A 25,612-nucleotide genomic window follows, 5' to 3' on the forward strand; every position below is an offset into this window, starting at 1 on the left:
GTCAGCCTCCCGTCACCGCGGCGCGGATCTCGTCGGGGACGTCTTGCGTCGGCGAGAACCCTTGGAACACGTTGTATGCGATCAGCCGCTCACCGGCATGGAAGGGCGGATTGCACGTGGTGATGGTCATCAGCCGGTCGATCGGCTGCACATCGGGATGTCGTGGCACCGCTGCGATCACCTGAACCTGCGTGGGCTGCACGTACTCGAAGTTGCGGAACACATAGGTGTACCAGCCGTCCTTCGTCTGCACGTAGATGCGGTCGCCCACCCGCAGCTTGGACAGATCGATGAAGGTGTTGCCCCAACCGGAGTCATGGCCGGCGACGGCGAAGTTGCCCACCTCGCCCGGCATCTGGGTGTCGGGATAGTGACCGACGCCCGCGGTGTAGCTGTTGAGAACCTTCGCGACGTCAACAGTCTGGCGGATCGTGCGCTTCCAGTCCGGGCCGAGGCGCGGGATGTAGAGAACCGCGAACGGTTCGTAGTCGGCCGGCTGCGCCATCACCGGCGGGTCGACTTCGACGGGTTTCGTGGAGTCGGTCGGCGTGGGCCTCGGCGTCGTCGTGGCCTCGTCGATCCACTTCTTGCTCTGCTCCTGAGCTGCCGACGTCTGTTGACCGGACAGCACGAGGTTGTTCCACCAGACCTGCCAACCGAGGAACAGTCCGACGAGGATGCCGGCCGTGATCAGAAGCTCCCCGATGACGCCGATCGTCGTCTCGACGGGCCCCCGCTTGCGTTGCGGTCTGCGGGCCGCCCCCCGACCGGAGCGGCGATGGCGCTCGGGTTCGGCGGGTGCGGTCATATGACAGATTCTAACGGTCCCGGCACCCGCAGAACCCGGGTGTTTCCCGGGAACCGCATGCCTCCGTCGCCACGAACGTTCAGATCCCTCCCGCTACACTTGTGTGCTATGGCACGCACCAAGTCCAAGACCAAGCTCGAGCGCTCCGCCCGCACCGAGCGCAGCTCGGCCGCAACAGGCGAGGACACCCCGAACCCCGTCTGGTTCAAGCCCGTGATGTTCGGCTTCATGCTGCTCGGGCTCATCTGGATCATCGTCTTCTACGTCAGCCAGAACCAGTACCCGATTCCCGCGCTCGGCGCGTGGAACATCCTGGTCGGGTTCGGGATCGCCTTCATCGGCTTCCTGATGACCACGCGCTGGCGCTGACCCCCGCACCCTCCCCGACAATCCACTTATCCACAGTGGTTGTCCCCACTGCCTGGACCTCGACAGTCGGCTTCTCCCCAGTGTTAATAAGCCTGTGGAGAGTTACACCGGTGTAATTATCCCCACTGTTAATAAGGCTGTGGATAACTTATCCACGCACTGTGGGAAGTGGCCAGCGTCAGACGAAGTGCAGCAGGCTGGCGCCGACGAGCACAATGCACAGCAACACGATGAGCGGTGTCTGCCAGCGACGGCGCGACGGCCTGCGCGTCTCGACGTAGATGAGACCGGCCAGGGCGCCGCCGACGAGACCGCCGACGTGCGCCTGCCAGGCGATGTTCATGCCGGGCAAGAAGCCGATCGCGAGGTTCAGGGCCACCAGCACGAGAATCTGCATGCCGTTGCCGCCGAGCCGGCGCTGGATGATGAAGAACGCTCCCAGCATGCCGAAGATGGCACCGGAAGCACCGATCACCGGCTGGCCTGCGGGAGAGAGCAGCAGCACGCCGAGCGAGCCGGCGAATCCGCTGATCAGGAACAGCGTCAGGAAGCGCGCGCGCCCGAGCACAGGCTCGAGAGCCATGCCGAAGATCCACAGCGTGTACATGTTGAGCGCGATGTGGATGAGATTCGCGTGGAGGAAGACCGACGTGAGCATGCGCCACGGCTCGAACGCGAACTGCGGCGACAGTGAGTGGCTCGGGTAGGAGTAGATCCCCGCGTACAACAGCGAGTTCGTCACCTGCGAACCGATGATCGGCAGGTTCTGCAGGATGAACACGACGACGCAGATCCCGATGATCGCGTACGTGACGACCGGCGCGCCAGGGCCGGTCAGCCGGGAGACCCAGGGAGATCGGGTACGTGGCGCTGTCGCCCGCTGCTGGGCCATGCACTCCGGGCAGATCACTCCCACGGCTGCGGGAGTCTGGCAGTCACCGCAGATCGCCCTTCCGCAGCGCTGACAGCGCACAAAGGTCGTGCGATCGGGATGCCGGTAGCAGACGCTCGCCGGCGCGTCGACGGGCTGAGACATCCGTACTCGCTCTCCGCCCGTTCCCCCGGTGTCCGGCCGCCGGCCGGCTCAGGCCTGTTCGATGTCGACCGACTCGATGACCACGTCGTCGAGAGGACGGTCACGGGCGTCGGTCGGAAGGTCGGCCAGCTTGTCGACGATCTTGCGCGAAGCGTCGTCGGCCACCTCGCCGAAGATGGTGTGCTTGCCCTGCAGCCACGTGGTCGGGGCGACGGTGATGAAGAACTGCGAGCCGTTCGTGCCGCGGCCTCCCTGGATGCCCGCATTGGCCATCGCGAGGATGTACGGCTGGGTGAAGTCGAGCTCGGGGTTGATCTCGTCGTCGAACTGGTAGCCGGGGCCGCCGATGCCCTGCCCGAGCGGGTCGCCTCCCTGGATCATGAAACCGGGGATGATGCGGTGGAACACGACACCGTCGTACAGCGGGGTGTTGGTCTTCTCACCGGTGGCCGGGTGCGTCCACTCGATCTCACCGGTCGCGAGGCCCACGAAGTTACGGACCGTCTTGGGCGCGTGGTTGCCGAAGAGGTTGACCTTGATGTCTCCGTAGTTAGTGTGGAGCGTGGCGACAGCGGTGTGCTTAGACATGGCACCAATTCTTGCACAGCGCCATACCGGGTTTCGGGAAGGCCCCGATGCTCTCGGGCCATCCTCAGGCCTTTCGGTGGCAAGATGGAGTCAGTTCGCCCAGCCGACGCAATGGAGGTCCAGAATGAGCCTGACGAAGAAGCGCAAGAAGGAACTCGACCGTCTGCGGAGTGACGCGCAGGACCTGTGGGGGCAGCAGCAGGAGGTGCTCGCGAACGCGAACGCTCTGGCCGCAGCGGCCCGTAAGCAGGCCGCGTACTACTCCCGCGAAGAGATCGCGCCGCGGGTACGCGACGGATTTGAGTCCTATGTCCGCCCTGCAGCGCAGTCGGCGAAGGAGTCGGCCGGGCACTACGCGGGCGTCGCGCGCGATCGTCTCGTCGGCGACGTCATCCCCGCAGTCGGCACCGCGGTGGGTACCGCGCTCTCGGTGGTCGACCACGCGCGTGCCGCGCGGAGCGCGGCGTTCAACGGCGAGTTCACCAAGGCGCGCAAGGAGATCACCAAGCGCGCGTCGGCCGCGACCGAGAAGTCGGGTCCGGGCGCCGGCACGGTCATCGCTGTGGGCCTCGGGATCGTCGCGGCAGCCGGCCTGCTGTATGCGGTCTGGCAGACCTTCCGCGCTGACGACGAGCTCTGGGTCGCCGACGAAGAGCCGACCACGCCGCCTGCGGAGTAGTCCGCTGCGCTCCCGGAGGCCTGCCTCCGGGACGAATCGGGGGTTTCCCCGATAGCGCGGCGACGACGGGCCCGCGAGGCTGGAAGCATGAACAACCTCGAACGACCGATCGACGGCCGAATCATCGCCGGTGTGTGCGCCGGTCTCGCCCACCGCTTCGGCATCAAGCCCTGGACCGTCCGTGTGCTCTTCCTGCTCTCGTGCCTGCTCCCTGGCCCGCAGTTCATCGCCTACATCGCGATGTGGATCATCATCCCCGCCCAGAAGCCGGGAGTCGTGCGCGTAGCCTGACGCTTCGCCCGTCCGGTGGGCATCAGGTCCGCTCCGGGCGGGCCAGCTCTCCGAGCCCCGCCATCCTCAGGGCGACATCGACCAGATCGACGCGCCGGTTCGGGATAGCCGCAAGCGAGAACCAGGATGCCTCGTCGGTGGAGCCGTCGAGTTCGTTGCGCAGGCTTCCCCCGGTCACGGTCGCGCGGTAGACGATGCGGAGCGCGTGGAGCGGTCCGGCGTCGGCGATGAAACGGGCCTCCGCGGGAACGATCTTCGAGTCGATACCGAGCAACTCGCCTACGCGTGCTTGGTAACCGGTCTCCTCCGCGATTTCACGCACCACGGCGTCGAGGGGGTCCTCGCCGGCCTCGATTCCTCCGCCCGGTAGTGTCCAGCCGGAGCGGCCGCTCTCGTTCCAGTGGGCGAGCAGGATCCGCGGCCCGTCCACGATGACGCCGTACGCGGCGACCCTGATGTCCATTCCGACACCCTACTGCCGCTTGTCGGCGGAGAGCGGCAGTATGGGGTGGTGCCCGAACTGCCGGAAGTCACAGCCCTCGCCGCCGATCTCGGCGAGCGATTGCGCGGCCGCGTCATCGACCGACTCAGCATCGTCGCATTCTCCGCCTTGAAGACGTTCGATCCTCCGCCCGAGGCACTCAGGGGCGCGACGATCTCCGGCGTGACGCGCCACGGCAAGTTCCTTGACATCGCCGCCGGCGACCTCCACATCGTCATCCATCTGGCCAGGGCCGGCTGGATCCGCTGGCGCGACACCGCGCCGCCACCGCCGTCCGGAAGGCCGACCAAAGGTCCGCTCGCCGCCCGACTCGTCCTCGACGACGGCAGCGGCCTGGACATCACGGAGGCGGGCACGAAGAAGAGCCTCGCGATCTCCATCGTGCGCGAGCCGGCGGAGGTCCCCGGAATCGCCCGACTCGGACCCGACCCGCTCGACCCGGGTTTCACTCGCGATGCCTTCGCGGCGATCCTGGCGGGCCAGGGCCGTGCTCAGATCAAAGGCGTGCTGCGCAATCAGGCCCTCATCGCCGGCATCGGCAACGCCTACTCGGACGAGATCCTGCACGTCGCGAAGATGTCGCCCTTCAAACCGGCCGCGATGAGCGATGAGGAGATCGACCGGCTCTACGAAGCACTCGAGTGGACGCTTCACGAGGCACTGGCCCGTTCGGAAGGCCTCGCGGCATCCGAACTGAAGAGCGAGAAGAAGTCCGGGATGCGCGTCCACGGACGTACAGGTCAGCCGTGCCCGGTGTGCGGCGACACGATCAGGCAGGTCATCTTCGCCGACTCCACCCTGCAGTATTGCCCGACCTGCCAGACGGGCGGCAAGCCGCTCGCGGACCGTGTGTTGTCGCGGTTGTTGAAGTAGTCAACACGCGCAACTCGCCCCGTCAGCCGGCGCCGTGAGCGGATCCGCCGCGCGCGCCACCTCCCCGTGGTCGTCCTCGACGGGCAAGCCCTCTCGCGCCCAGTACTCGAAGCCGCCGATCATCTCGCGCACCTCGTACCCGAGCAGGCTGAAGGCGAGTGCTGCCCGGGTGGACCCGTTGCAGCCGGGCCCCCAGCAGTAGGTGACCACCGGAACGTCCAGCGGGATCGTCGCGAGAGCGCGCTCGGCGATCTCGGCCGTGGGGAGGTGCACGGCGCCCGCGATGCGTCCCTGGCGCCAGGCCGCTTCCCCTCGACTGTCGATGAGGACGAAGCGCTCGCCGGCTTCCTGGGCCGCCCTCACGTCGGACGGGTCGGTCTCGAACCGGAGCTTGGCGGCGAAGTGGCGGGCGGCCTCGGAAGTCGTCGTGGTCATGTGACCAACAGTAGGGAGGTGGATTCTCGATCTGAACAGCTGATTCGCGGTACTTTCACCGGTTGTCCGCGATTATCGTGCCAGAATCACGCCATGCCCGCGAATGTTCCATTCACCGCCGATTCCGTCGATCGTGCCCTCCTCGGTGAGCTCCAGCGCGACGGCAGACAGTCGATCGCGGAGCTCGCTCGAACCGTGCACATGTCGAACAGCGCAGTCGCCGAACGTATTCGACGACTGGAAGAAGCGGGGGTGATCTCCGGCTACCGCGCGGTGATCGATCCGGAGCGCCTCGGCTACGGCATCCTCGCGTTCCTGCGGCTGCGGTATCCCAGCAGTCGGTACGAGCCGCTGCACGAACTGCTGGCACAGACGCCCGAGGTCATCGAAGCTCATCACGTGACCGGCGACGACTGCTTCATCCTGAAGGTCGTCGCGACCTCGATGCGCCACCTGGAGCAGGTGAGCGGGACGATCGGAGCTCTCGGCAGCGTGACGACCAGCATCGCGTACTCGAGCACCGTACCGACGAGGGCGGTCGAGCCGCCGGCCTAGACGGGTCGGCTGCGCCGGCCGCTCAGATTACTGTGGAGCCTAGGAGATTCGAACTCCTGACATCCTGCTTGCAAAGCAGGCGCTCTACCAACTGAGCTAAGGCCCCCTGTGGAGGAAGCCTCCAGTCAAAGGAATGGTGGGGATACGAGGACTTGAACCTCGGACCTCTTCGTTATCAGCGAAGCGCTCTAACCGCCTGAGCTATATCCCCGAACGGGCAACAGATACGAGGGTACCTGATCTGGCCCGGAGTGTGAAATCGAGTGCGCGCCGCCGATCAGTTGTTCGTGAAGCCGACGAGCAGGCCGCCGGTGATCTTCACCGAGAGGTTGTAGAGCAGCGCGAAGACCGCGCCGAGGGCGGTCACCACGACGATGTCGAGGATGCCGACGACGAGCGAGAAGCCCATCACCTGGCCGAGCCCGAGAACCGAACGGAGGTCACCGCCGCCGGCTCCGGAGATGTCTTTCACGAGCCCGTTCAGCTGGTCGAAGATGCCCGTCCGGTCGAGGACCGTCCAGATCAGGAACGAACCCACGATCGCGATGATCGCCAGGCAGATACCCGCGAGGAACGAGAGCTTCACAGTCGACCAGAAGTCGATGTACACGAGCTTCAGGCGCACCTGCTTGGCGGACGCGGGTCGTCGGGTCGACTTCTTCGCGAGTTTCTCGGCGACGCTACTGCTCATCTACGGCTTCATCCTTCCCGGCACCACCGGTCTCATCGTCGGCATCCGATTCTGCATCGGAAACCTGGGAGTCCAGGTTGCGCTCGGTGTTCTTCGCCAGAGCGATGATCTTGTCCGACTCGGCGAAACGTGCGAAAACGACACCCATGGTGTCTCGGCCCTTGGCAGGTACCTCGGCCACGGCAGAGCGTACCACCTTGCCGCTGGCAAGAACCACCAGGACCTCGTCGTCCTCGTCGACGATGAGAGAACCCACCAGATCCCCGCGGTCGTCGCTCAGTTTCGCGACCTTGATGCCCAGACCACCACGGTTCTGTAGGCGGTACTGGTCGGCCGAGGTGCGCTTGGCGTACCCACCCTCGGTCACGACGAAGACGAAGCCTTCGTCGGAGACCACCGCGGCGTCGAGCAGACTGTCGTCTCCGCGGAAGTGCATCCCGATCACACCGGACGTCGAGCGCCCCATCGGTCGCAGCGCGTCATCGCTCGCTGTGAATCGGATGGACATGCCCTTGCGGGAGACGAGCAGCAGGTCGGAGTCCTCTTCGACCAGCAGCGCAGAGACGAGCTCGTCGTCCTCGCGCAGCTTGATCGCGATGATTCCGCCCGAGCGGTTGGTGTCGTACTCATCGAGCGCGGTCTTCTTGATCAGGCCGTCACGCGTGGCGAGCACGAGATACTTGGCGGCCTCGTAGTCGCGGATGTCGAGGATCTCCGCGATCTCCTCGTCGGGCTGCATGGCGAGGAGGTTGGCGACGTGCTGGCCCTTCGCGTCGCGACCGGCCTCCTGCACCTCGTAGGCCTTGACGCGGTAGACGCGGCCCTTGTTCGTGAAGAAGAGCAGCCAGTGGTGCGTCGTCGTGACGAAGAAGTGGTCGACGACATCCTCACCGCGCAGCTGGGCGCCCTTGACGCCCTTTCCTCCGCGGTGCTGGCTGCGATAGTTGTCGCTGCGGGTGCGCTTGATGTAGCCGCCGCGGGTGACGGTGACCACCATCTCCTCTTCGGGGATGAGGTCTTCGACGCTCATGTCGCCGTCGAAACCGAACATGATCTCGGTGCGGCGGTCGTCGCCGAAGCGGTCGACGATCTCGGTGAGCTCCTCGCTGACGATCGTCCGCTGACGCGTCGGGTCTTCGAGGATCGCCTTGAGGTCGAGGATCTCGAGCTCGATCTGGTCGTGCTCGTCCATGATCTTCTGGCGCTCGAGAGCGGCGAGGCGGCGCAGCTGCATCGCGAGGATGGCCTCGGCCTGCGTGTCGTCGACGTCGAGCAACTGCTTCAAGCCTTCGCGCGCGTCATCCGCCGTCGCCGATCGGCGGATCAAGGCGATGACCTCGTCGAGGGCGTCGAGCGCCTTGAGGTAGCCGCGCAGGATGTGGGCCCGCTCCTCCTTCTTGCGCAGCCGGAAGCGCGTGCGGCGCACGATGACGTCGATCTGGTGGTCGACCCACGCCGTGATGAAGCCGTCGAGGGCGAGCGTGCGCGGGACGTTGTCCACGATCGCGAGCATGTTCGCGCCGAAGTTCTCCTGCAGCTGCGTGTGCTTGTACAGGTTGTTGAGCACGACCTTGGCGACGGCATCGCGCTTCAGCACGATCACAAGACGCTGACCGGTGCGGCCGGAAGTCTCGTCGCGGATGTCGGCGATTCCGCCGACGCGACCGTCCTTCACGAGCTCGGCGATCTTGATCGCGAGGTTGTCCGGGTTGACCTGGTACGGCAGCTCCGTGACGACCAGGCAGACGCGGCCCTGGATCTCCTCGATGCTGACGACGGCGCGCATGGTGATCGAGCCGCGGCCGGTGCGGTAGGTGTCCTGGATGCCCTTGATGCCCAGGATCTGCGCACCCGTCGGGAAGTCCGGTCCCTTGATCCGCTTGATCAGCTCCTCCAGGAGCTCCTCGCGGGGGGCCTCGGGGTGGGCGAGGTGCCAGAGGGCGCCGTCGGCGACCTCACGCAGGTTGTGCGGCGGGATGTTCGTCGCCATGCCGACCGCGATGCCGACCGAACCGTTGACCAGCAGGTTCGGGAAGCGGCTCGGGAGGACGGCCGGCTCCTGGGTGCGGCCGTCGTAGTTGTCCTGGAAGTCGACGGTCTCCTCGTCGATGTCCCTGACCATCTCCAGCGCGAGCGGGGCCATCTTGGTCTCGGTGTACCGCGGGGCGGCAGCGCCGTCGTTGCCGGGCGAACCGAAGTTGCCCTGACCGAGTGCGAGCGGATAGCGCAGGCTCCAGGGCTGCACGAGACGGACGAGCGCGTCGTAGATGGCGGAGTCACCGTGCGGGTGGAACTGCCCCATGACGTCGCCGACCACACGGGCGCACTTGGAGAATGCCTTGTCGGGGCGGTAGCCGCCGTCGAACATCGCGTAGATCACGCGACGGTGGACGGGCTTCAGTCCGTCGCGCACCTCGGGCAGCGCGCGCCCGATGATCACGCTCATCGCGTAATCGAGGTACGAACGCTCCATCTCCTTCTGCAGGTCGACCTGGTCGATCCTGCCGTGGATGCCGAAGCTCTCGCCGGTGGGGGTCTCGTCCGTCACAGTGCTCTCTTCTCGTAACCGAGGTGTGTTCTCGTCGCGGTCCTCAGATGTCGAGGAACCGCACGTCCTTGGCGTTCTTCTGGATGAAGGAACGACGCGACTCGACGTCTTCGCCCATCAGCGTTGCGAAGATCTCGTCGGCCGCCGCCGCGTCATCGAGGGTGACCTGGAGGAGCGTGCGCGTCTCCGGGTTCATCGTGGTCTCCCACAGCTCCTTGTAGTCCATCTCGCCGAGACCCTTGTAGCGCTGCACCCCGTTGTCCTTGGGGATACGCTTGCCCGCGGCGATGCCCTCCGCCAGGAAGGCGTCGCGCTCCCGGTCGGAGTACACGTACTCGTGCTCGGCGTTCGACCACTTGAGGCGATAGAGCGGCGGCTGCGCCAGATAGACGTAGCCGAGCTCGACGAGCGGCCTCATGTACCGGAACAGCAGCGTCAGTAGCAGCGTCGTGATGTGCTGGCCGTCGACGTCGGCGTCGGCCATCAGCACGATCTTGTGATAGCGCGCCTTCTCCGGGTTGAAGTCCTCGCCGATGCCGGCACCGAACGCCGTGATCATGGCCTGGACCTCGTTGTTCGCGAGAGCGCGGTCGAGCCGCGCCTTCTCGACGTTGAGGATCTTGCCGCGCAGCGGGAGGATCGCCTGGGTCTCCGGGTTGCGTCCCTGAACGGCCGACCCGCCTGCCGAGTCTCCCTCCACGATGAAGATCTCGGATACCGTCGGGTCCTTCGACTGGCAGTCCTTGAGCTTGCCCGGCATCCCGCCGCTCTCGAGAAGTCCCTTGCGGCGGGCGGTCTCGCGCGCCTTGCGGGCGGCGATGCGAGCGGTCGCGGCCTGAAGCGCCTTGCGGATGATCTCCTTGGCCTGGTTCGGGTTGCGGTCGAACCAGTCTCCGAGCTGGTCGCCGACGACCTTCTGCACGAACGCCTTGGCCTCCGTGTTGCCGAGCTTCGTCTTGGTCTGGCCCTCGAACTGCGGCTCCGACAGCTTGACGGACACGACGGCGGTCAGGCCCTCGCGCACATCCTCGCCCGAGAGGTTGTCGTCCTTCTCTTTGAGGATGTTCTTCTCGCGCGCGTACCGGTTGACGAGCGTGGTCAGCGCGGCGCGGAAGCCCTCTTCGTGCGTTCCGCCCTCGTGGGTATTGATCGTGTTGGCGTAGGTGAAGACCGACTCGTTGTAGCTCGTGGTCCACTGCATCGCCACTTCGAGCGCGATCTTGCGCTCGGTGTCCTCCGACTCGAACGAGATGATCTCGTCGTGCACGACGTCCGCCTTCTTGGCGGAGTTGAGGTAGTGGACGTAGTCGGTCAGACCGCGCTCGTAGAGGAAGACCTCGGAGCGTGAGGCGAAGACCTGCTCGTCCTCCTCCACCTCGCCCTCGACCGGCTCCACCTCGGGAGCACGCTCGTCGGTGATCGCGATGCGGAGGCCCTTGTTGAGAAACGCCATCTGCTGGAAACGCGTGCGGAGGGTGTCGTAGTCGAAGACGACCGTCTCGAACGTCGCCGGGCTCGGCCAGAACGTGATGATGGTGCCGGTGCGGTCGGACGCCTCGCCCTGCTCGAGCGGCGCCTGCGGGACGCCGTCGCGGTAGCTCTGCCGCCACGCGAAGCCCTGCCGGTGCACCTCGACGTCGAGGCGGGACGACAGCGCGTTGACCACCGAGCTGCCCACGCCGTGCAGACCGCCGGAGACCGCGTAGCCGCCGCCGCCGAACTTGCCGCCCGCGTGCAGGATCGTGAGCACGACCTCCACCGTCGACTTCTTCTCCACCGGGTGCTCGTCGACCGGGATGCCTCGGCCGTTGTCATCGACGCGCACAGCGCCGTCGGGGAGGATGGTCACCTCGATGTTGTCGGCGTGACCGGCGAGCGCCTCGTCGACGGAGTTGTCGACGATCTCGTACACCAGGTGGTGGAGTCCGCGGGGGCCGGTGGAGCCGATGTACATTCCGGGTCGCTTGCGGACGGCTTCGAGACCTTCGAGGATCTGGATCTCATTCGCGCCGTAGTCGTGTTCCGCCTCGGCCCTGTTCGGTTCCATCGTCATATGAAATTAGGCTCCTGACCGCACTCAATAGTGACTCTCCATTCTACCAAGTGCAGGGAGTCGAATTGCCCGGAATCGCCCCTCTGACGCGTTTTCTTTGCTCAGGCGACCTCTTTTGTGCAGTCAGCCGTAAGTATCGCGCGGACCGCGCCCTGGAATCGACCTGGGACCGCGTTTCCAGGAGGGGGCGTCCGGCCCTTGAAAACGGATCGACTCGATGTCCGCTCCCGGGAACCGCTCCCCGATGCGCACGAGGAGTTCCGAACGCATCATCCGCAGCTGCGTCGCCCACGCCGTCGACTCGCAGCGGACCACCAGCACACCATCGACGATCTGGTCGGGGATCGCGTGCCTGGCGGTCTCCGCTCCGGCCAGCTCCTCCCAGCCTTCGAGGAGGTCGGACTTGGCGAGCGCGCCGGTCCAGCCGAGTTGCATGGCGAGGGCGTCGACCACATCGCCGAGCCCGCGCGGGTCGCGGCCGGCGCCGAACGGCTTCGATGCGGTCGGATCGTCGGCGGCTCTTCTGTCTCTGCGTCGACGGGACGGAGTTCCGGTGAAGAGCTCCTTCATCCGCAGGTACACCGTCGCTGCCTCGCTCACGATCCCACGATAGTCCCGGCCTCGATTCGCACGGTGTGGGCCGTGAGCGTCTCGGGGACGTCGTCCAACACGGCGGCGGTGATCAGGACCTGCTCGTAACCGGCTACAGCGGTTGCAAGCATGCGCCTCCGCGCCTGGTCCAGTTCGGCGAAGACATCGTCGAGCACCAGCACGGGGTCTCCGGTCGACGACTCGCGTCGCAGCAACTCGGCCGACGCCAGCTTGAGCGCCAGAGCGAACGACCAGGACTCGCCGTGGCTCGCGTACCCCTTCGCCGGGAGTCCGTTGAGCTCGAACAGCACATCGTCGCGATGGGGACCGACAAGAGTCAGTCCGCGTTCCAGCTCCTTCGGACGCACCGCGGCCAGCGCACCGCGGAACACCTCAGCGGTGTCACCGGATGAGATGGTTACGTCCGAGTCCGCGTCGTCCTCATCATCGTCGACGTGAGCCCCACGGATGGTGAGCTGTGGAAGCAGTCGCGGATGATGGTCGTCGCCGGCCACCGATCGATAGGCCGCGACCAGTGGATCGCTCAGCCGGGCGACGAGGTCGAGCCTGGCATCCAGCAACTCGGTTCCGAGCGCCACCAGACGTTCGTCCCAGATGTCGAGCGTTCCCAGCTGGTCCGGCTTGACCCGGGATGCACGAGCGGATTTCAGCAGGGTGTTGCGCTGCTTGAGCACCCGCTCGTAGTCGGCGATGACGGCCGAGAACCGCGGGTTGCGCTGGATGAGCAACTGATCGAGGAAGCGTCGGCGGATCCCGGGCTCACCCCGGACCAGAGCAAGATCCTCGGGAGCGAAGAGGACGCTCGAGAAGTACCTCGGCAGTTCGCGGGGCTTGATCGCGCCACGGTTGACCTGAGCGCGGTTCGGCGACGACCGGTTGAGCTGCACCTCCACGAGCAGCTCGCGGCCGTCGTGCTCGATGCGCGCCCGGACGATCGCGGAGTCGGCATCCTTGCGGATCATCGCCTGGTCGCTCGACACCCGATGCGATCCCAAGGAACTCAGGTAGCCGAGCGACTCGACGAGGTTGGTCTTGCCCTGACCGTTGCGGCCGACGAAGAGATTGGCGCCGGCCGCGAACGGGACCTCCGCGGTGCGATAGTTGCGGAAATCAGTCAGGGAAAGATGTGTAACTCTCAATGAGGGTTAGTCCACGGCCTTCACGGCGTGGCCACCGAACTGGTTGCGGAGGGCCGCGACGGCCTTCATCGCCGGCGAGTCCTCCTGGCGCGACACGAAGCGGGCGAAGATCGACGCGCTGATCGTCGGAACGGGAACGGCGTTGTTCAACGCCTCCTCCACCGTCCACCGGCCCTCGCCCGAGTCCTGCACGAAGCCCTCGATGTGCTCGAACTCCGGATCCTGCTCGAGGGCGCGGACGAGGAGGTCGAGAAGCCACGACCGCACGACCGTGCCGCGCTGCCATGCCTTGAACGTGCCGGTGACGTCTTTGATGATGTCTTTGCGGGTGTCGAGCAGCTCGTAGCCCTCGGCGTATGCCTGCATCAGCGCGTACTCGATGCCGTTGTGCACCATCTTGGCGTAATGCCCGGCGCCGACCTCGCCGACGTGCACGAAGCCTTCATCGCGCGGGCCCTCGGGACGCAGAGCGTCGAAGACCGGCATGACCCGCTCGACCTGCTCCTTGGAGCCGCCGACCATCAGGCCGTAACCGTTCTCGAGTCCCCAGATGCCGCCAGAGACGCCGGCATCCATGAAGTCGATGCCCTTGGGCGCGAGCAGCTCGGCGTGCTTGAAGTCCTCGGTGAACTTGGAGTTGCCGCCGTCGATGACCAGGTCGCCCTTCTCGAGCAGCGGCTCGAGGTCGGCGATCACGCCGTCGGTGATCTCGCCGGCCGGCACCATCACCCAGACGGTGCGCGGGGCGGGGAGCGCCGCGACGAGATCGGCCAGGGTCGCGACGTCGGACACCTCTGCGTTGGTGTCGTAGCCGGTGACCTCGATGCCCTTCTTCTCCAGGCGGGCACGCATGTTGTTGCCCATGCGTCCGAGACCGATGAGGCCGATGTGCATGATTGTCCTTCTTCTCTCGTGGAGCGGGACCGGGTCTCAGCGCAGCAGCAGGTTGGGCTGCAGCAGGTACTTGTACGAGTCCGAACCGGACTGGTCCTTCGACGTCTGGCTCGTGATGAGCACCGGACCCGGCTTGTTGGGGTTCTCGGTCTTGGTGAAGGAGATGCGCACGAATTCCGAGTGCACGGCACCGAGACCATCGAGCAGGAACTGCGGCTTCAACGAAACCACCGTCTCCTGGCCAGTGAGGAGAGCGTCGATGCTCTCGGATGCTTGAGCCTGCTCCGAGCCGATCGCTTCCAGCGTCAGCCCGTCTGCAGTGAAGGTGTAGCGGAGCGCGGCCTCCCGCTCGAGCACGAGGGCGACTCGGCGCGTCGCTTCGATCAGCTCGGCGGTGTTGACGACCGCGTAGTTGTCGACCTGCTCGGGGAAGAGCCGGCGCACGGGCGGGAAGTTGCCCTTGATCAGCAGGGAGGTCACGGTCTTCTTGTCGGCCGTGAACGCGATGAGCTCACGGTCGTCGCGGTTCGTGATCGCGATGGACACGGTGCCGGAGTGACCGAAGGTCTTGCCGATCTCGGTGAGAGTGCGTGCAGGAACGAGGGCGGTCTGCGCTTCGCCGGACGTCGTCCCGTTGTCCCAGTCGATCTCCCGGACGGCGACGCGGTAGCGATCGGTCGCGACGAGTCCGAGTGTGTTGTCGCCGACCTCCAGCTGCACACCGGTGATCACCGGTGTCACGTCGTCACGGGATGCGGCGACGCCGACCTGGGCGACGGCTTCGGCGAACTCCTCCGCGGGAACGAGCCCCGCCTCGCCGGAGACCTGCGGAATGCTGGGGTATTCCTCGACGGGCATGGAGAGCAGTGTGAAGTTCGCCGATCCCGCGCGCACGACGATCTTGGATTCCTCCGTCGAGAACTGCACGGGTGCGTTCGGAAGCTTGGCGGCGATCTCGGCCAGGAGGCGACCCGAGACGAGGACACGGCCGGGCTCCTCGACCTCTGCCGCGATCTCCGTCTGCGCGGAGACCTCGTAATCGAAGGATGAGAGCTGGAGTCCGCTGTCGGTGGTCTCGATCAGCACACCGCTCAGGATGGGGAGGGTCGTGCGCTGTGGAAGAAGCTTCACGGCGAAGGACACGGCCTCACTGAAGACATCCCGATTGGCTTGGAACTTCACGAAGTCTCCCCTGGCTCTGCGCTCGGATACGGAACGACACAAATCCTAGCGCTTGGCCTTTGGCGGCGAAGTTGTCATTCGGTCGAGCGCTTGAGGTTGTCGGCCGGCCTTAACTCAGAAGAGTTAATCATTAATGGTGTTAACCGCTGTGGAAAATGTGGATAACTCGGTGGATACCAGGAAATCAGCGGGAACTACAGCCTCGTGAGTTGTTGATGACCCGTGGAATCCGGGTGTTGACAGCTCGGGCGGCGGCAACCGCCTCGGGCGGCTTTTCACAGCGACGGGCCGTCCGTCCCCATTAATCGATCGACTTTCCGGAACTTCTCCACAAGTTATCCCCAGGTGTTAATAACGAACTCTCCCCACTCTGGGGATCAATCTGTGGATAACTCTCCGAGGCGCGACGGCGTGGCGCGCTGCGGGCTACTTTCCGTAGCGGTGGTTCTGCTTGATCCGGCTGGTGAGCTCCGTCACCTGGTTGTAGATCGAGCGACGCTCCTTCATGAGCTCGCTGATCTTCTTGTTCGCGTACATGACCGTCGTGTGGTCGCGACCGCCGAACAACTGTCCGATCTTCGGAAGCGAGAGGTTGGTCAGCTCTCGGCAGAGGTACATCGCGATCTGCCGCGCGGTGGCGACGGCCTGTGAGCGACTGGAGCCGTAGAGGTCGTCGACGCTGAGTTTGAAGTACTCGGCTGTGTTGGTGATGATGTCGGTCGGCGCGATCACATTGTCGTCGTCGAGCGTGATGAGGTCTTTCAGCACCGTCTGCACGAGCGGCATGTCGACCGGCGTGCGGTTGAGGCTGGCGAAGGCGGTGACGCGGATCAGGGTGCCCTCGAGCTCGCGGATGTTGCTGGAGACCTTGGAGGCCATGAACTCCAGGATGTCGTCCGGAACCAGGATCTTCTCGCTCTGCGCTTTCTTGCGCAGGATCGCGATGCGGGTCTCCAGGTCGGGGACCTGGACGTCGGTGATGAGGCCCCATTCGAACCGCGAGCGCATCCGGTCCTCGAAGCCCGTGAGGTGCTTCGGGGGCAGATCGCTCGTGATCACGACCTGCTTGTTGTGGTCGTGGAGGGTGTTGAACGTGTGGAAGAAGGCCTCCTGCGTCTCGACCGCCCGCTGGAGGAACTGGATGTCGTCGATCAGGAGGATGTCGATGTTGCGGTAGCGGGCCTGGAAGGAGGAACCGCGGTTGTTGGCGATCGAGTTGATGAAGTCGTTCGTGAACTCCTCGCTCGACACGTACCTGACGCGGATTCCGGGGTAGAGGCTCATCGCATAGTGGCCGATGGCGTGCAGGAGGTGAGTCTTGCCCAGACCGGAGTCGCCGTAGATGAAGAGCGGGTTGTATGCCTTCGCCGGCGCCTCCGCGACGGCGACGGCGGCCGCGTGTGCGAATCGGTTGGACTGGCCGATGACGAAATTGTCGAAGCTGTACTTGGAGTTGAGCCGGGTGTCCCCGTTGCGGGGAGGGGCGGTGATCTCGGTGGGGGGCGCAACCATCGGCGCGACGGCGTCGAGATATGGGGCCGGCTCCGGCTCGGCCGGGCCGGCCATCGACTCCTGCTGGATCTCCGGGTTGACGACGATGGCGAACGTGTTCACCTCGAGCGTCTGGTCGAGGGCGCCGATCGCGTTGAGGAGCGGGACCCGGCTGCGCTGCTCGATCATGCCCCGGGTGAACTCGTTGGGCACCTCGAGGTAGAACGTGCCGGCCATGATGCCCTTGGGCTCGACCAGGCTGAGGAAACCGTGAAGCTGAGGGGTGATGCGGTCGTCCGTCTCGAGCTTGTCGAGCACGTTCTGCCATGCCGCAGAAATGGACTCTTCGCCGCCTGCCATCGTTCCCCGTCTTCAAATCGTGGATGCCGTCGGCCCGGCGTGAGACGAGTCGTCCCCCGTGTGACTCACGTCGGGCTGGCGGCAAGGGATGCCGCCGTGGGGTATTCACAGAGTTATCCACCGCTGTGTGTGCAATACCGTAGCGATCTCCGGCCGCTTTTGGGACGGGCTGGGGATAACTTTCGACCTCACGGTAACTTGTCCACAGGTGGGGATCAAATTCGATTGGCGGAATACTCCGGCGCGTCGCCGGCGTGCTTCCTGCTAATCCCGTGCATAATCAAGGGTTTCGGGACGTTCGGTTTGACCTCGGTCGGCCCAGGACGTAGTTTTAATCAGTTGACTTCAGCCGTTTCGGCTGCCCAGAAACTTTCCTGGCCTCCCCGTGCTGGCCTTATTCATCAGCACCGGCCTGTGAAGAGACCACCACGGAGATTGATATGAGCAAGAGAACGTTCCAGCCGAACAACCGCAAGCGCGCCAAGACCCACGGCTTCCGCCTCCGCATGCGCACGCGTGCCGGTCGCGCCATCCTGTCGGCTCGTCGCGCCAAGGGCCGCGAGAAGCTCTCGGCCTGATCCTTCCCGGATAGGCGCGGCGCGTGCTCGCGAAACCTCATCGCATCACGCGGGGCGCGGACTATCGGGCGACCGTGCGACGGGGTGCGCGCTTCACTGGAGCGAACACCGTCGCCTACGTTCGTCTGAACCGCGACTCCGACGTGGTGCGATTCGGCTTCATCGTGAGCAAGTCCGTGGGGAACGCGGTGGTTCGCAACCGAGTGCGGCGGCGGCTCAAGGCAGCTGCCTACGAGGTGCTGCCACGCTTCCAGTCCACTGCGTCGGCGGGGCCCGGTATCGACATCGTCATCCGGGCATTGCCAGCATCCGCCCAAGTCAGGTGGGCTACCCTGCACGAAGAGGTATCGGGTGCCGCAGACCGGTTCCTCCGCCGTCACACCACCAGTTCACGCGAAACCCGTCGAAGCGTCACCACCGAAGGCAACGTCCGTCCATGAACACCGCGATCGCAGCTGTGCTCCTCCTTCCGAGGAACGCCGCCGTGCTCGTGCTCCGGGCGTATCGAGCGGTGATCTCCCCGCTTTACGGTGACGTGTGCCGGTACTACCCGTCGTGCTCCGCTTATGCGCTCCAGGCCATCCAGGAGCACGGTGTGATAGTCGGAAGTGTTCTCGGCATTCGCAGGATCATCCGCTGCCACCCGTGGGCGGCGGGCGGGGTCGATGACGTCCCCCTCAAGAAGAAGCGCCGTTACCGGGTCACCCCGTTCGGATTCGTCGTCGCGACAAGCCAGGGAAAGGCCTAGCAACCAGACATGGACATCATCGGTACGATCCTCTGGCCCATCAAGTGGGTCGTGGAGCTCATCCTCGTGGCGTGGCACTGGCTGCTCACGGCGATCGGCATGGACCCCGCGGCCGGTATCACCTGGGTGCTGGCGATCGTCGGTCTGACCGTCGTCGTGCGTGCTGCGCTCATCCCGATCTTCGTGCGGCAGATCAAGAACCAGCGACGGATGCTGGAGATCGCACCACAGCTCAAGAAGATCCAGGACAAGTACAAGGGCAAGAAGGATCAGTTCTCTCGCGAGGCGATGTCGCGCGAGACGATGGAGCTCTACAAGAAGACGGGCACGAACCCGCTGAGCTCGTGCCTCCCGCTGCTGCTGCAGATGCCGGTGTTCTTCTCGCTGTTCCAGGTGCTGAACGGTGCCCAGAGCGGTAAGGCCGGCGTCGGCCCGCTCAACGCCACGCTCGCTCAGCAGTTCGGCAATGCGACGCTCTTCGGCGTCGCCCCGCTGCACCAGAGCTTCCAGGGCGCGATGAACCACAACCCGCCGCAGGTGGCGGTCATGGTGATCGCCGCGGTGATGGTCGTCCTGATGACCGGATCGCAGTTCCTCACGCAGCTGCAGATCGTCTCGAAGAACATGTCGCCGGAGACCAAGGCGAGCCCGCAGTTCAAGCAGCAGCGGATCCTCCTGTACCTCCTCCCCTTCGTGTTCCTGTTCTCCGGCTTCGCCTTCCCGCTCGGTGTCATGTTCTACTGGCTCACCTCGAACATCTGGACGATGGGCCAGCAGTTCCTGGTCATCCGCAACATGCCGACGCCGGGCTCTGACGCCGCGAAGGCTCGCGAGGCTCGCCTCGCCCGCAAGGGCAAGCTGGTGCAGGATGGCGCCGTTGTTCTGACGGTGGAAGAGGCGCCCCAACAGAAGACCACGACGCAGCGCGTTCAGCCGGTGAACAAGAACCGTGCGAAGAAGCAGGCCGGAAAGAAGTAGGGACCATGACCGACGTGCAGACCGATCTCACCCCCTCGGACGAGGAAGCCGTCCACTCCCCCGCTGAAGACGCGGACGCCGCGGAGGCCCACACGCCCGCATCGGGCGGCGATCTCGACCGCGAAGGCGACATCGCCGCAGACTATATCGAGGAGCTCCTCGACATCGCCGACATCGACGGTGACATCGACATCGACACCCGCAACGGTCGCGCCTACATCTCGGTGAACGCAGATGAGGGTACTAACCTGCGTCTGCTCTCCAAGCCGGACACGGTCACGGCCCTCCAGGAGCTGACGCGTCTTGCTGTTCAGAACCAGACGGGTGAGTTCTCACGGTTGATCCTGGACATTGCCGGCTCGCGTGATGCGCGACAGGCCGAGCTGGCGACGCTCGTCGACCGCGCGATCGCACGCATCGAGGAGGGCGCTGCTGAGGCGGCGCTTCCGCCGATGTCGTCGTATGAGCGCAAGCTGGTCCACGACATCGTGTCCGAGCGCGGCTACGTTTCCAACTCGCGCGGCGAGGGACGTGACCGTCACACGGTCATCACCGCCGCGTAGTTTCACGTGAAACGGTGACTGAATCCGTCGAGGCCGAGCCGTCGGTCGCATCCGTTCTGTTCGGCGAGCGACTCGATGTCGCCCGCGCGTTCACAGCAAATCTCGTCGACCAGGGCGAAGAGCGTGGATTGATCGGCCCTCTCGAGCTTCCACGTATCTGGACGCGACACATTCTGTGCGCCATCGTCGCTCCACTGCTGCGGCCGGGAGTCGTCGGAGATGTCGGCAGCGGCGCCGGACTCCCTGGGCTGGTCCTCGCGATCGCTCGCCCGGACGTTGAATTCGTTCTGATCGAGCCGATGGAGCGACGCGTAGCGTGGCTCAACGAGCAGGTCGCGGAGCTAGGACTCTCGAACACCACCGTTCTGCGTGACCGTGCGGAAGACGTGCGTCTGAGCGACCGTCTGGATCAGGTCACCGCTCGAGCGGTCAGCGCATTCCGGAAGCTGATTCCCTTAACCGCTCCCCTGCTGCGTGACGGCGGCGAGCTGGTTTTGATGAAGGGTGCCGGCGCCGCGGCGGAGGTCGACGCAGCGACGAAGGAGCTGCGCAAGTTCTCCGTGCACGATGTCGAGGTCCTGACGCTCGGCGAGGGAGTGTTGGACGACGTCACTCGAGTGATTCGTGCGACGGTCCGCTGAGTAATCGAGGGGTTTTCCACAGCTCCGCGATGCTGGACGGGTCGGTCAGACATGCAAGCTAGAGTTGATGAATGGTGCTTGAAGCGCCCTTGTTCTAGTACCGCGGCCAGGCCGTGCACCGAATCAAGCGACGAGGTTTCACGTGAAACAACCTGATCAGGACGCTCCCTCCGAGGTGGGTGAAGCATCCTTCGATGGGTCGACTCCCCTGGCCCGGGAGATCCAGGATCTGGCAAGGAGGAGACAAGCCATCGCTTCGACCACTCTTCCGCTCCCGTCTAGAACGCGGATCTTCACTATCTCCAATCAGAAGGGTGGGGTCGGCAAGACGACGACCGTCGTCAACCTCGCCGCCGCCCTGGCGAAGTCCGGTGCACGCGTGCTCGCGATCGACCTCGATCCGCAAGGGAACGCGTCGACGGCGTTGAGTGTCGAGCATCGTGAGGGCACTCCGAGCGTCTATGACGTGATCGTCAACGACAAGGAGCTCGAGGAGGTCATCCAGAAGAGCCCCGAGTTCGATGGGCTGTTCGTCATCCCCGCGACCATCGACCTTGCCGGCGCGGAAATCGAGCTGGTCTCGATGGTGGCACGAGAGCAGCGGCTTTCTCGGGCGCTCGGACGATTCCTGGACGAGTTCGACATCGACTACGTGCTCATCGACTGTCCGCCATCGCTCGGATTGCTCACCATCAACGCCTTTGTCGCGGCAACCGAGGTCCTCATTCCGATCCAGTGCGAGTACTACGCACTTGAGGGCCTGAGCCAGCTTCTCAAGAACATCCAGCTCATTGAGCGCCACCTCAATCCCAAGCTAACGGTGTCGACCATCCTGCTCACCATGTACGACTCGCGGACGAATCTCGCCCACCAGGTGGCGGAGGACGTTCGGGCACACTTCCCGGATGAGGTGCTGGACACCATCATTCCGCGCTCCGTTCGGATCTCCGAAGCGCCGAGCTACGGTCAGAGCGTCATCAGCTATGACGCCAACTCGTCAGGGTCGCTCTCATACCTCGAAGCGGCCGCAGAAATCGCACGAAGAGGAGTACCCCGCTAATGGCAGCGAAGCGTACGGGTTTGGGACGGGGAATCGGAGCGCTCATCCCGACGAGTGATCAGTCGGCGCGCCCGGTGGATGTGTTCTTTCCGGAGGCGTCTGCCACTGTGACCGACACGCTGGTCGCGGTGCCGGGTGCTCGGCTGGCGAACCTCTCCCCCGCAGACATCGTGCCGAACGCCGTGCAGCCGCGCGTTGAGTTCGACCGTGAGGCGCTCGATGAGCTCGTTGCGAGCATTCGCGAGGTCGGTGTGCTGCAGCCGGTGGTTGTCCGCCCGCTCAGTGGACAGGCGGACAAGTACGAGTTGATCATGGGCGAGCGCCGGCTCCGGGCGACGAAGGAGCTCGGCCTCGACAGCATCCCGGCTGTCATCAAGGAGACAGCGGACGAGGACATGCTCCGCGACGCGCTCCTCGAGAACCTGCACCGCTCTCAGCTGAACCCCCTCGAAGAGGCCTCGGCCTACCAGCAGCTGCTGGCCGACTTCGGAATCACGCAGGAGCAGCTGGCTACTCGCATTGGCCGGTCGCGCCCGCAGATCACCAACACGATTCGTTTGCTCAAGCTGCCAGCGCCGGTACAGTCCCGGGTCGCCGCTGGCGTGCTCAGCGCGGGCCATGCCCGCGCAATTCTCTCGGTCGGTGACGACGAGGAGTCGATGCTTCGCCTCGCCGACAAGATCGTGAATGAAGATCTGTCGGTGCGCGCGGCAGAAGCTGCGGCGAGCAAGACGCCGAAACCGACACGTCCGAAGGCCTCCCCCGGTAAGCATCGCGGTCACCTCGATGAGGTGGCCGAGCGACTGGGTGACCGACTCAACACGCGGGTGAAGATCACTCTCGGAGCCCGAAAGGGACAGATCGTTGTCGACTTCGCGACGATTCAGGACCTGAATCGCATTCTGGACGAGATCGGCCAGCCGACCTATAGTTCTCCCGTCCGTTTCACGTGAAACCCTGACCCGCTAGGCTGGTGCGATCGCGCTGGCCCAGCGGGCGCGCTGCAAGGGGGATTCTTGTGAGACGTGTATTGGTGTGGCTCTGCGTCGTGAGTCTTGGTGTCGGAGTTGCCGGTTGTTCGGCTCAGGGCTCCCCCGCACCGAAGGCTGCCGTGTCGCGGTCAGCGAGCCCAACCCCGACCTCAGCAACGCAGCCCCTCGCCTTCGGAACGTTCACGCCCGCCACCGGAATCTCCGGGGATGTGTTCGTCGAAGCGGCAGGGCCGGACATCGTGGTGCGACTCTCGTCGTTCAACTCCGGCGGGCAAGCGCTGCGGTTCGTCCTGACCGATAATGCTCAGCTCGAGCTGGCGTCGTGTGTTCCTCGGGAGGCTGCGACGGCAAGCGTCGGCGGGACGACTGCGGGCCCGACGTCGTCTTTCAAGGTGGCGACGCGAGCGGACTACGACCGCGGAGCCGTTCCGCGCTTCACGTCGGGAGTGGTGCTGCGGCAACGCACGGACGCGGACACCGGCGACTGCGACGAGCCGATCGCGGCGATCGCACCACTCAGCTGGTCAGAGTAACCCGTTTCACGTGAAACCCTCGACTCACGCGTCGGCGATAGCCGCCGCCGCGAGCGTCGCATACACATCGCCGAGGTCACGGCCGGACGCGGCGATCGCTTGAGGCATGATCGACGTCTCCGTCAGCCCCGGGAGGACATTCGCCTCGAGGAACCACGGAACACCGTCCGCGTCGACGATCAGATCGACGCGCGACAGGTGCCGCAGGCCGAGCGCACTGTGGGCTGCCGTCGCGGCCGCGCACACCGCATCGAGGACATCCGGCTCAAGCCTGGCCGGCACATAGAAGCGGGTCTCTCCCGCGTTGTAGCGCGCGTCGAAGGTGTACGCGCCCTCGAGCGGCTCGATCTCGACCGGGGGCAGCGCGAGCGGCCCGTCTCCCGTGTCGAGAACAGCGACCGAGACCTCCACACCCTCGATCTTGCGCTCGATCAACGCGACATCCGCGTACGTGTAGGCGTCGACCATTGCCCGCGGCAACTCCCCCGCGACCGTCACGACCGTGACGCCCTGCGCAGAACCGCCGTGCGCCGGCTTGACCACCAACGGCACCTCGAAGGCGGACAGCACAGTCTCGAGCACGCTGTTCGCGCCGAGCTCGCGGAACGTCTCCTTGGGCAAGGTCACCGACTCCGGCGTCGCCACGCCTGCTCGAGCGACGACAGTCTTCGCCGCGGGCTTCGACCAGGCGAGGCGAGCTGCGTCCGTGGTCGACCCGACGAACGGGACGCCGGCCAGCTCGAGCAGTGCGCGGAGCGCCCCGTCCTCTCCGCTTGAACCGTGCAGGGCCGGCCAGACGACGTCGGGACGACTCTCGCGCAGGTAGCCGAGAAGGGCGGCGTCGGGTTCGAGCACCGTCACGCGGTGACCGAGAGACTGCAATCCGTCGGCGACACGGCGTCCCGTGCGGAGCGAGACGTCGCGCTCGTGCGAGATCCCGCCAGCGAGGACGACGATGTCGAGTGCTTCGTTTTCTGCCATGATCAGCTCTTTCTCTGGCGAGGATCCGATTGTGAGCGGCGCGCTCCTGCGCTGCGGCGCGTCAGCGGAGGTCGGTGGGCGGATTGGGGCTGGTCCGGCTGCTGCGCGGTGCGCTGAGCGGTCCCGTGCCCGCGAAGGTGTCGAGGAGGTCTTGCTCGCCGTTGATGACATTGGCCAGTCGACGCACGCCCACCTTGATGTTCTCCGGTGTCGGGTAGCAGAACGACAGCCGGATGTTCTGCGCCCCGGATCCGTCGCCGTAGAAGGCAGTCCCAGGCGTGTAGGCGACCAGTTCGGTGACAGCGCGCGGAAGCATGGCCTTGGAATCCAGGTGCGGCGGAAGCGTCAGCCAGACATAGAACCCGCCGTTCGGGTTGGTCCACGAGAGCTCCGGCAGGTGCTCCTGAAGCGCGGAGATCATGGCCTCCTTGCGCTCACGGTACACGCCGCGGAACGTGTCGATCTGACCGCGCCAGTCGGCGTCGCGGAGATACTCCGAGATGACGAGCTGACTGAACGAGCTGGGACTCAACACCGCGGCCTCGTTGGCGAGGATCAGCTTCTCTCGGATGGCATGCGGGGCGAGCGCCCAGCCGACGCGGAATCCGGGCGCGAGGGTCTTCGAGAAGGTGCCGAGGTAGACGACTCCGTCGCGCTCGACCGACCGCATCGCAGCCGGCGGCTTCTCCCCGAAGTAGAGGAGGCCGTACGGGTTGTCCTCGAGCACCAGGATGTCGTTCTGCCGGGCGATCTCCAGGACCTCCAGCCGGCGCTCCCACGACAGCGTCACGCCGGCCGGGTTGTGGAACGTGGGCACGGTGTAAAGGAACTTGACCCGACGCCCCGCAGCCTTGAGACGGGCGATGTGCTCGCGCAGCGCCTCGGGAATCAGCCCGTGCTCGTCCATCGGGATGTGGTCGACCTCCGCCTGATAGGAGCGGAAGATCACCATGGCCGTCACGTAGCTCGGCCCCTCGGCGAGCACGACATCACCCGGATCGATGAAGAGCTTGCTGAAGAGCTCGAGTGCGTGCTGCGAACCGGTCGTCACGATCACGTCGTCCGCGCTGCCGCTGATTCCCTCGAGCGCCATGACGTCGAGGATCTGCTCACGCAGCGCGGGAACGCCCTGACCCGATCCGTACTGCAGGGCGACAGGTCCCTGCTCGCGCATCACCCGGTCCATCGCCCCGACGACGAGATCTTCGGGAAGTGCCGCAACGTACGGCATGCCGCCGGCCAGCGAAACCACCTCGGGGCGGCTGGCGACGGCGAACAGGGCTCGGACCTCACTGGCGGCGAGGCCGCTCGTGCGCTGTGCGTAGTGGTGATACCACGGGTCCAGATTGTTGCCCTGCTGACGCGGGCTGCCCTGTTCTGTCACGAATCGGTCCGTTTCTCGTGTCGTTCATTCATGCTAGGGGCGCCATGC

At 65.3% G+C, this 25,612-nt stretch carries 29 protein-coding genes and 2 tRNA genes; 14 read left to right on the forward strand and 17 right to left on the reverse strand.

Annotated elements, in window-relative coordinates; genetic code table 11:
- Position 1: 1 nt before the first annotated feature.
- Positions 2 to 808, reverse strand: a complete 807-nt coding sequence (locus JNB50_RS03355) for a class E sortase (protein ID WP_208038689.1) — start codon at positions 806 to 808, stop codon at positions 2 to 4.
- A 108-nt stretch (positions 809 to 916) separates the two neighbouring features.
- Here JNB50_RS03355 and JNB50_RS03360 point away from each other — a divergent pair, with 108 nt between their 5' ends.
- Positions 917 to 1,177: a cell division protein CrgA gene (locus JNB50_RS03360; RefSeq protein WP_208038690.1), complete on the forward strand. Its 261-nt coding sequence runs from the start codon at positions 917 to 919 to the stop codon at positions 1,175 to 1,177.
- A 178-nt stretch (positions 1,178 to 1,355) separates the two neighbouring features.
- Here the strand turns inward: JNB50_RS03360 and JNB50_RS03365 are convergent, their stop codons facing one another.
- The gene (locus JNB50_RS03365; RefSeq protein WP_307794584.1) at positions 1,356 to 2,093 is read right to left on the reverse strand and encodes a rhomboid family intramembrane serine protease; all 738 of its coding nucleotides are present in this window, start codon (positions 2,091 to 2,093) and stop codon (positions 1,356 to 1,358) included.
- Positions 2,094 to 2,261: 168 nt separating this feature from the next.
- A complete protein-coding gene (locus JNB50_RS03370) occupies positions 2,262 to 2,801 on the reverse strand; it encodes a peptidylprolyl isomerase (RefSeq protein WP_208038692.1) in 540 nt (179 codons plus the stop codon).
- A 124-nt stretch (positions 2,802 to 2,925) separates the two neighbouring features.
- Here JNB50_RS03370 and JNB50_RS03375 point away from each other — a divergent pair, with 124 nt between their 5' ends.
- Entirely contained in the window at positions 2,926 to 3,480 is a 555-nt protein-coding gene (locus tag JNB50_RS03375) for a hypothetical protein (protein ID WP_208038693.1), read from the forward strand.
- Positions 3,481 to 3,567: 87 nt separating this feature from the next.
- A complete protein-coding gene (locus JNB50_RS03380; RefSeq protein WP_208038694.1) occupies positions 3,568 to 3,771 on the forward strand; it encodes a PspC domain-containing protein in 204 nt (67 codons plus the stop codon).
- Between the two features lie 22 nt (positions 3,772 to 3,793).
- Here JNB50_RS03380 and JNB50_RS03385 read toward each other — a convergent pair whose 3' ends face one another.
- Positions 3,794 to 4,234, reverse strand: coding sequence for an NUDIX hydrolase (locus JNB50_RS03385; RefSeq protein WP_208038695.1), 441 nt, complete (start codon positions 4,232 to 4,234; stop codon positions 3,794 to 3,796).
- A 48-nt stretch (positions 4,235 to 4,282) separates the two neighbouring features.
- Here JNB50_RS03385 and JNB50_RS03390 point away from each other — a divergent pair, with 48 nt between their 5' ends.
- Positions 4,283 to 5,146 (forward strand): Fpg/Nei family DNA glycosylase, encoded by an 864-nt coding sequence (locus tag JNB50_RS03390; protein ID WP_208039155.1) that lies wholly within the window; start codon positions 4,283 to 4,285, stop codon positions 5,144 to 5,146.
- Here JNB50_RS03390 and JNB50_RS03395 read toward each other — a convergent pair whose 3' ends face one another.
- Positions 5,147 to 5,581, reverse strand: a complete 435-nt coding sequence (locus JNB50_RS03395; protein ID WP_208038696.1) for a rhodanese-like domain-containing protein — start codon at positions 5,579 to 5,581, stop codon at positions 5,147 to 5,149.
- 93 nt (positions 5,582 to 5,674) lie between these two features.
- On the opposite strand from JNB50_RS03395, the gene JNB50_RS03400 reads away from it, so the two are divergent.
- A complete protein-coding gene (locus tag JNB50_RS03400; protein WP_208038697.1) occupies positions 5,675 to 6,136 on the forward strand; it encodes an Lrp/AsnC family transcriptional regulator in 462 nt (153 codons plus the stop codon).
- A 33-nt stretch (positions 6,137 to 6,169) separates the two neighbouring features.
- On the opposite strand, the gene JNB50_RS03405 is transcribed toward JNB50_RS03400, so the two are convergent.
- The 10 genes from JNB50_RS03405 to dnaA form a co-directional block, all read right to left on the reverse strand.
- Positions 6,170 to 6,242 (reverse strand) — tRNA-Ala (locus JNB50_RS03405).
- A 28-nt stretch (positions 6,243 to 6,270) separates the two neighbouring features.
- Positions 6,271 to 6,347 (reverse strand) — tRNA-Ile (locus JNB50_RS03410).
- Between the two features lie 66 nt (positions 6,348 to 6,413).
- On the reverse strand, positions 6,414 to 6,827 hold the full coding sequence (locus JNB50_RS03415) for a DUF3566 domain-containing protein (protein WP_208038698.1): 414 nt from the start codon (positions 6,825 to 6,827) through the stop codon (positions 6,414 to 6,416).
- Positions 6,817 to 9,375 carry a DNA gyrase subunit A gene (gene gyrA, locus JNB50_RS03420; protein ID WP_208038699.1) on the reverse strand — a complete coding sequence of 853 codons (2,559 nt, stop codon included), beginning with the start codon at positions 9,373 to 9,375 and terminating at the stop codon, positions 6,817 to 6,819. The genes JNB50_RS03415 and gyrA overlap by 11 nt, the downstream gene beginning before the upstream one ends.
- 43 nt (positions 9,376 to 9,418) lie before the next feature.
- Positions 9,419 to 11,428 (reverse strand): DNA topoisomerase (ATP-hydrolyzing) subunit B, encoded by a 2,010-nt coding sequence (gene gyrB / locus JNB50_RS03425; RefSeq protein WP_208038700.1) that lies wholly within the window; start codon positions 11,426 to 11,428, stop codon positions 9,419 to 9,421.
- 123 nt (positions 11,429 to 11,551) lie between these two features.
- The gene (locus tag JNB50_RS03430; protein ID WP_208039156.1) at positions 11,552 to 11,998 is read right to left on the reverse strand and encodes a DUF721 domain-containing protein; all 447 of its coding nucleotides are present in this window, start codon (positions 11,996 to 11,998) and stop codon (positions 11,552 to 11,554) included.
- Positions 11,999 to 12,024: 26 nt separating this feature from the next.
- Entirely contained in the window at positions 12,025 to 13,179 is a 1,155-nt protein-coding gene (gene recF, locus JNB50_RS03435) for a DNA replication/repair protein RecF (protein WP_208038701.1), read from the reverse strand.
- A 6-nt stretch (positions 13,180 to 13,185) separates the two neighbouring features.
- On the reverse strand, positions 13,186 to 14,073 hold the full coding sequence (gnd, locus tag JNB50_RS03440) for a phosphogluconate dehydrogenase (NAD(+)-dependent, decarboxylating) (protein WP_208038702.1): 888 nt from the start codon (positions 14,071 to 14,073) through the stop codon (positions 13,186 to 13,188).
- Between the two features lie 36 nt (positions 14,074 to 14,109).
- Positions 14,110 to 15,255: a DNA polymerase III subunit beta gene (gene dnaN, locus JNB50_RS03445; protein WP_208038703.1), complete on the reverse strand. Its 1,146-nt coding sequence runs from the start codon at positions 15,253 to 15,255 to the stop codon at positions 14,110 to 14,112.
- Positions 15,256 to 15,681: 426 nt separating this feature from the next.
- The gene (dnaA, locus tag JNB50_RS03450) at positions 15,682 to 17,106 is read right to left on the reverse strand and encodes a chromosomal replication initiator protein DnaA (protein WP_208038704.1); all 1,425 of its coding nucleotides are present in this window, start codon (positions 17,104 to 17,106) and stop codon (positions 15,682 to 15,684) included.
- 440 nt (positions 17,107 to 17,546) lie between these two features.
- Between dnaA and rpmH the strand changes: the two genes are divergently transcribed.
- The 9 genes from rpmH to JNB50_RS03495 all read left to right on the forward strand — a co-directional run bounded on the left by rpmH (position 17,547) and on the right by JNB50_RS03495 (position 23,199).
- Positions 17,547 to 17,684: a 50S ribosomal protein L34 gene (gene rpmH, locus JNB50_RS03455; protein WP_055922080.1), complete on the forward strand. Its 138-nt coding sequence runs from the start codon at positions 17,547 to 17,549 to the stop codon at positions 17,682 to 17,684.
- Positions 17,685 to 17,707: 23 nt separating this feature from the next.
- On the forward strand, positions 17,708 to 18,124 hold the full coding sequence (rnpA, locus tag JNB50_RS03460; RefSeq protein ID WP_208038705.1) for a ribonuclease P protein component: 417 nt from the start codon (positions 17,708 to 17,710) through the stop codon (positions 18,122 to 18,124).
- Positions 18,121 to 18,432: a membrane protein insertion efficiency factor YidD gene (yidD, locus tag JNB50_RS03465; RefSeq protein ID WP_208038706.1), complete on the forward strand. Its 312-nt coding sequence runs from the start codon at positions 18,121 to 18,123 to the stop codon at positions 18,430 to 18,432. Before rnpA ends, yidD begins: the two co-directional genes overlap by 4 nt.
- A gap of 9 nt (positions 18,433 to 18,441) precedes the next feature.
- On the forward strand, positions 18,442 to 19,410 hold the full coding sequence (gene yidC / locus JNB50_RS03470; protein ID WP_208038707.1) for a membrane protein insertase YidC: 969 nt from the start codon (positions 18,442 to 18,444) through the stop codon (positions 19,408 to 19,410).
- Positions 19,411 to 19,415: 5 nt separating this feature from the next.
- Entirely contained in the window at positions 19,416 to 19,973 is a 558-nt protein-coding gene (locus JNB50_RS03475) for a R3H domain-containing nucleic acid-binding protein (RefSeq protein ID WP_208038708.1), read from the forward strand.
- A 14-nt stretch (positions 19,974 to 19,987) separates the two neighbouring features.
- Positions 19,988 to 20,614: a 16S rRNA (guanine(527)-N(7))-methyltransferase RsmG gene (gene rsmG / locus JNB50_RS03480; protein ID WP_208038709.1), complete on the forward strand. Its 627-nt coding sequence runs from the start codon at positions 19,988 to 19,990 to the stop codon at positions 20,612 to 20,614.
- A 142-nt stretch (positions 20,615 to 20,756) separates the two neighbouring features.
- Positions 20,757 to 21,674 (forward strand): AAA family ATPase, encoded by a 918-nt coding sequence (locus tag JNB50_RS03485; protein ID WP_307794585.1) that lies wholly within the window; start codon positions 20,757 to 20,759, stop codon positions 21,672 to 21,674.
- Complete coding sequence (locus JNB50_RS03490; protein ID WP_208038710.1) at positions 21,674 to 22,627, forward strand: ParB/RepB/Spo0J family partition protein; 954 nt, start codon at positions 21,674 to 21,676, stop codon at positions 22,625 to 22,627. Before JNB50_RS03485 ends, JNB50_RS03490 begins: the two co-directional genes overlap by 1 nt.
- 248 nt (positions 22,628 to 22,875) lie before the next feature.
- Positions 22,876 to 23,199 (forward strand): hypothetical protein, encoded by a 324-nt coding sequence (locus tag JNB50_RS03495; protein WP_208038711.1) that lies wholly within the window; start codon positions 22,876 to 22,878, stop codon positions 23,197 to 23,199.
- Between the two features lie 24 nt (positions 23,200 to 23,223).
- Here JNB50_RS03495 and JNB50_RS03500 read toward each other — a convergent pair whose 3' ends face one another.
- Positions 23,224 to 24,180 carry a D-alanine--D-alanine ligase gene (locus JNB50_RS03500; protein ID WP_208038712.1) on the reverse strand — a complete coding sequence of 319 codons (957 nt, stop codon included), beginning with the start codon at positions 24,178 to 24,180 and terminating at the stop codon, positions 23,224 to 23,226.
- Between the two features lie 61 nt (positions 24,181 to 24,241).
- On the reverse strand, positions 24,242 to 25,564 hold the full coding sequence (locus JNB50_RS03505) for a PLP-dependent aminotransferase family protein (protein WP_208038713.1): 1,323 nt from the start codon (positions 25,562 to 25,564) through the stop codon (positions 24,242 to 24,244).
- Positions 25,565 to 25,612: the final 48 nt, after the last annotated feature.

Source organism: Leifsonia sp. TF02-11, assembly GCF_017565305.1.
Classification (GTDB): domain Bacteria; phylum Actinomycetota; class Actinomycetes; order Actinomycetales; family Microbacteriaceae; genus Leifsonia.

What these genes read in the sequence shown, in the direction of transcription:
- JNB50_RS03490 (WP_208038710.1), top strand. Translation starts at nt 21,674, where the DNA reads ATGGCAGCGAAGCGTACGGGTTTGGGACGGGGAATCGGAGCGCTCATC.
- JNB50_RS03375 (WP_208038693.1), top strand. Translation starts at nt 2,926, where the DNA reads ATGAGCCTGACGAAGAAGCGCAAGAAGGAACTCGACCGTCTGCGGAGT.
- yidC (WP_208038707.1), top strand. Translation starts at nt 18,442, where the DNA reads ATGGACATCATCGGTACGATCCTCTGGCCCATCAAGTGGGTCGTGGAG.
- rpmH (WP_055922080.1), top strand. Translation starts at nt 17,547, where the DNA reads ATGAGCAAGAGAACGTTCCAGCCGAACAACCGCAAGCGCGCCAAGACC.
- JNB50_RS03400 (WP_208038697.1), top strand. Translation starts at nt 5,675, where the DNA reads ATGCCCGCGAATGTTCCATTCACCGCCGATTCCGTCGATCGTGCCCTC.
- JNB50_RS03500 (WP_208038712.1), bottom strand. Translation starts at nt 24,180, where the DNA reads ATGGCAGAAAACGAAGCACTCGACATCGTCGTCCTCGCTGGCGGGATC.
- JNB50_RS03430 (WP_208039156.1), bottom strand. Translation starts at nt 11,998, where the DNA reads ATGAAGGAGCTCTTCACCGGAACTCCGTCCCGTCGACGCAGAGACAGA.
- JNB50_RS03415 (WP_208038698.1), bottom strand. Translation starts at nt 6,827, where the DNA reads ATGAGCAGTAGCGTCGCCGAGAAACTCGCGAAGAAGTCGACCCGACGA.
- gnd (WP_208038702.1), bottom strand. Translation starts at nt 14,073, where the DNA reads ATGCACATCGGCCTCATCGGTCTCGGACGCATGGGCAACAACATGCGT.
- JNB50_RS03475 (WP_208038708.1), top strand. Translation starts at nt 19,416, where the DNA reads ATGACCGACGTGCAGACCGATCTCACCCCCTCGGACGAGGAAGCCGTC.
- JNB50_RS03370 (WP_208038692.1), bottom strand. Translation starts at nt 2,801, where the DNA reads ATGTCTAAGCACACCGCTGTCGCCACGCTCCACACTAACTACGGAGAC.
- yidD (WP_208038706.1), top strand. Translation starts at nt 18,121, where the DNA reads ATGAACACCGCGATCGCAGCTGTGCTCCTCCTTCCGAGGAACGCCGCC.
- JNB50_RS03395 (WP_208038696.1), bottom strand. Translation starts at nt 5,581, where the DNA reads ATGACCACGACGACTTCCGAGGCCGCCCGCCACTTCGCCGCCAAGCTC.
- gyrB (WP_208038700.1), bottom strand. Translation starts at nt 11,428, where the DNA reads ATGACGATGGAACCGAACAGGGCCGAGGCGGAACACGACTACGGCGCG.
- JNB50_RS03360 (WP_208038690.1), top strand. Translation starts at nt 917, where the DNA reads ATGGCACGCACCAAGTCCAAGACCAAGCTCGAGCGCTCCGCCCGCACC.
- JNB50_RS03380 (WP_208038694.1), top strand. Translation starts at nt 3,568, where the DNA reads ATGAACAACCTCGAACGACCGATCGACGGCCGAATCATCGCCGGTGTG.
- JNB50_RS03355 (WP_208038689.1), bottom strand. Translation starts at nt 808, where the DNA reads ATGACCGCACCCGCCGAACCCGAGCGCCATCGCCGCTCCGGTCGGGGG.
- JNB50_RS03385 (WP_208038695.1), bottom strand. Translation starts at nt 4,234, where the DNA reads ATGGACATCAGGGTCGCCGCGTACGGCGTCATCGTGGACGGGCCGCGG.
- dnaA (WP_208038704.1), bottom strand. Translation starts at nt 17,106, where the DNA reads ATGGCAGGCGGCGAAGAGTCCATTTCTGCGGCATGGCAGAACGTGCTC.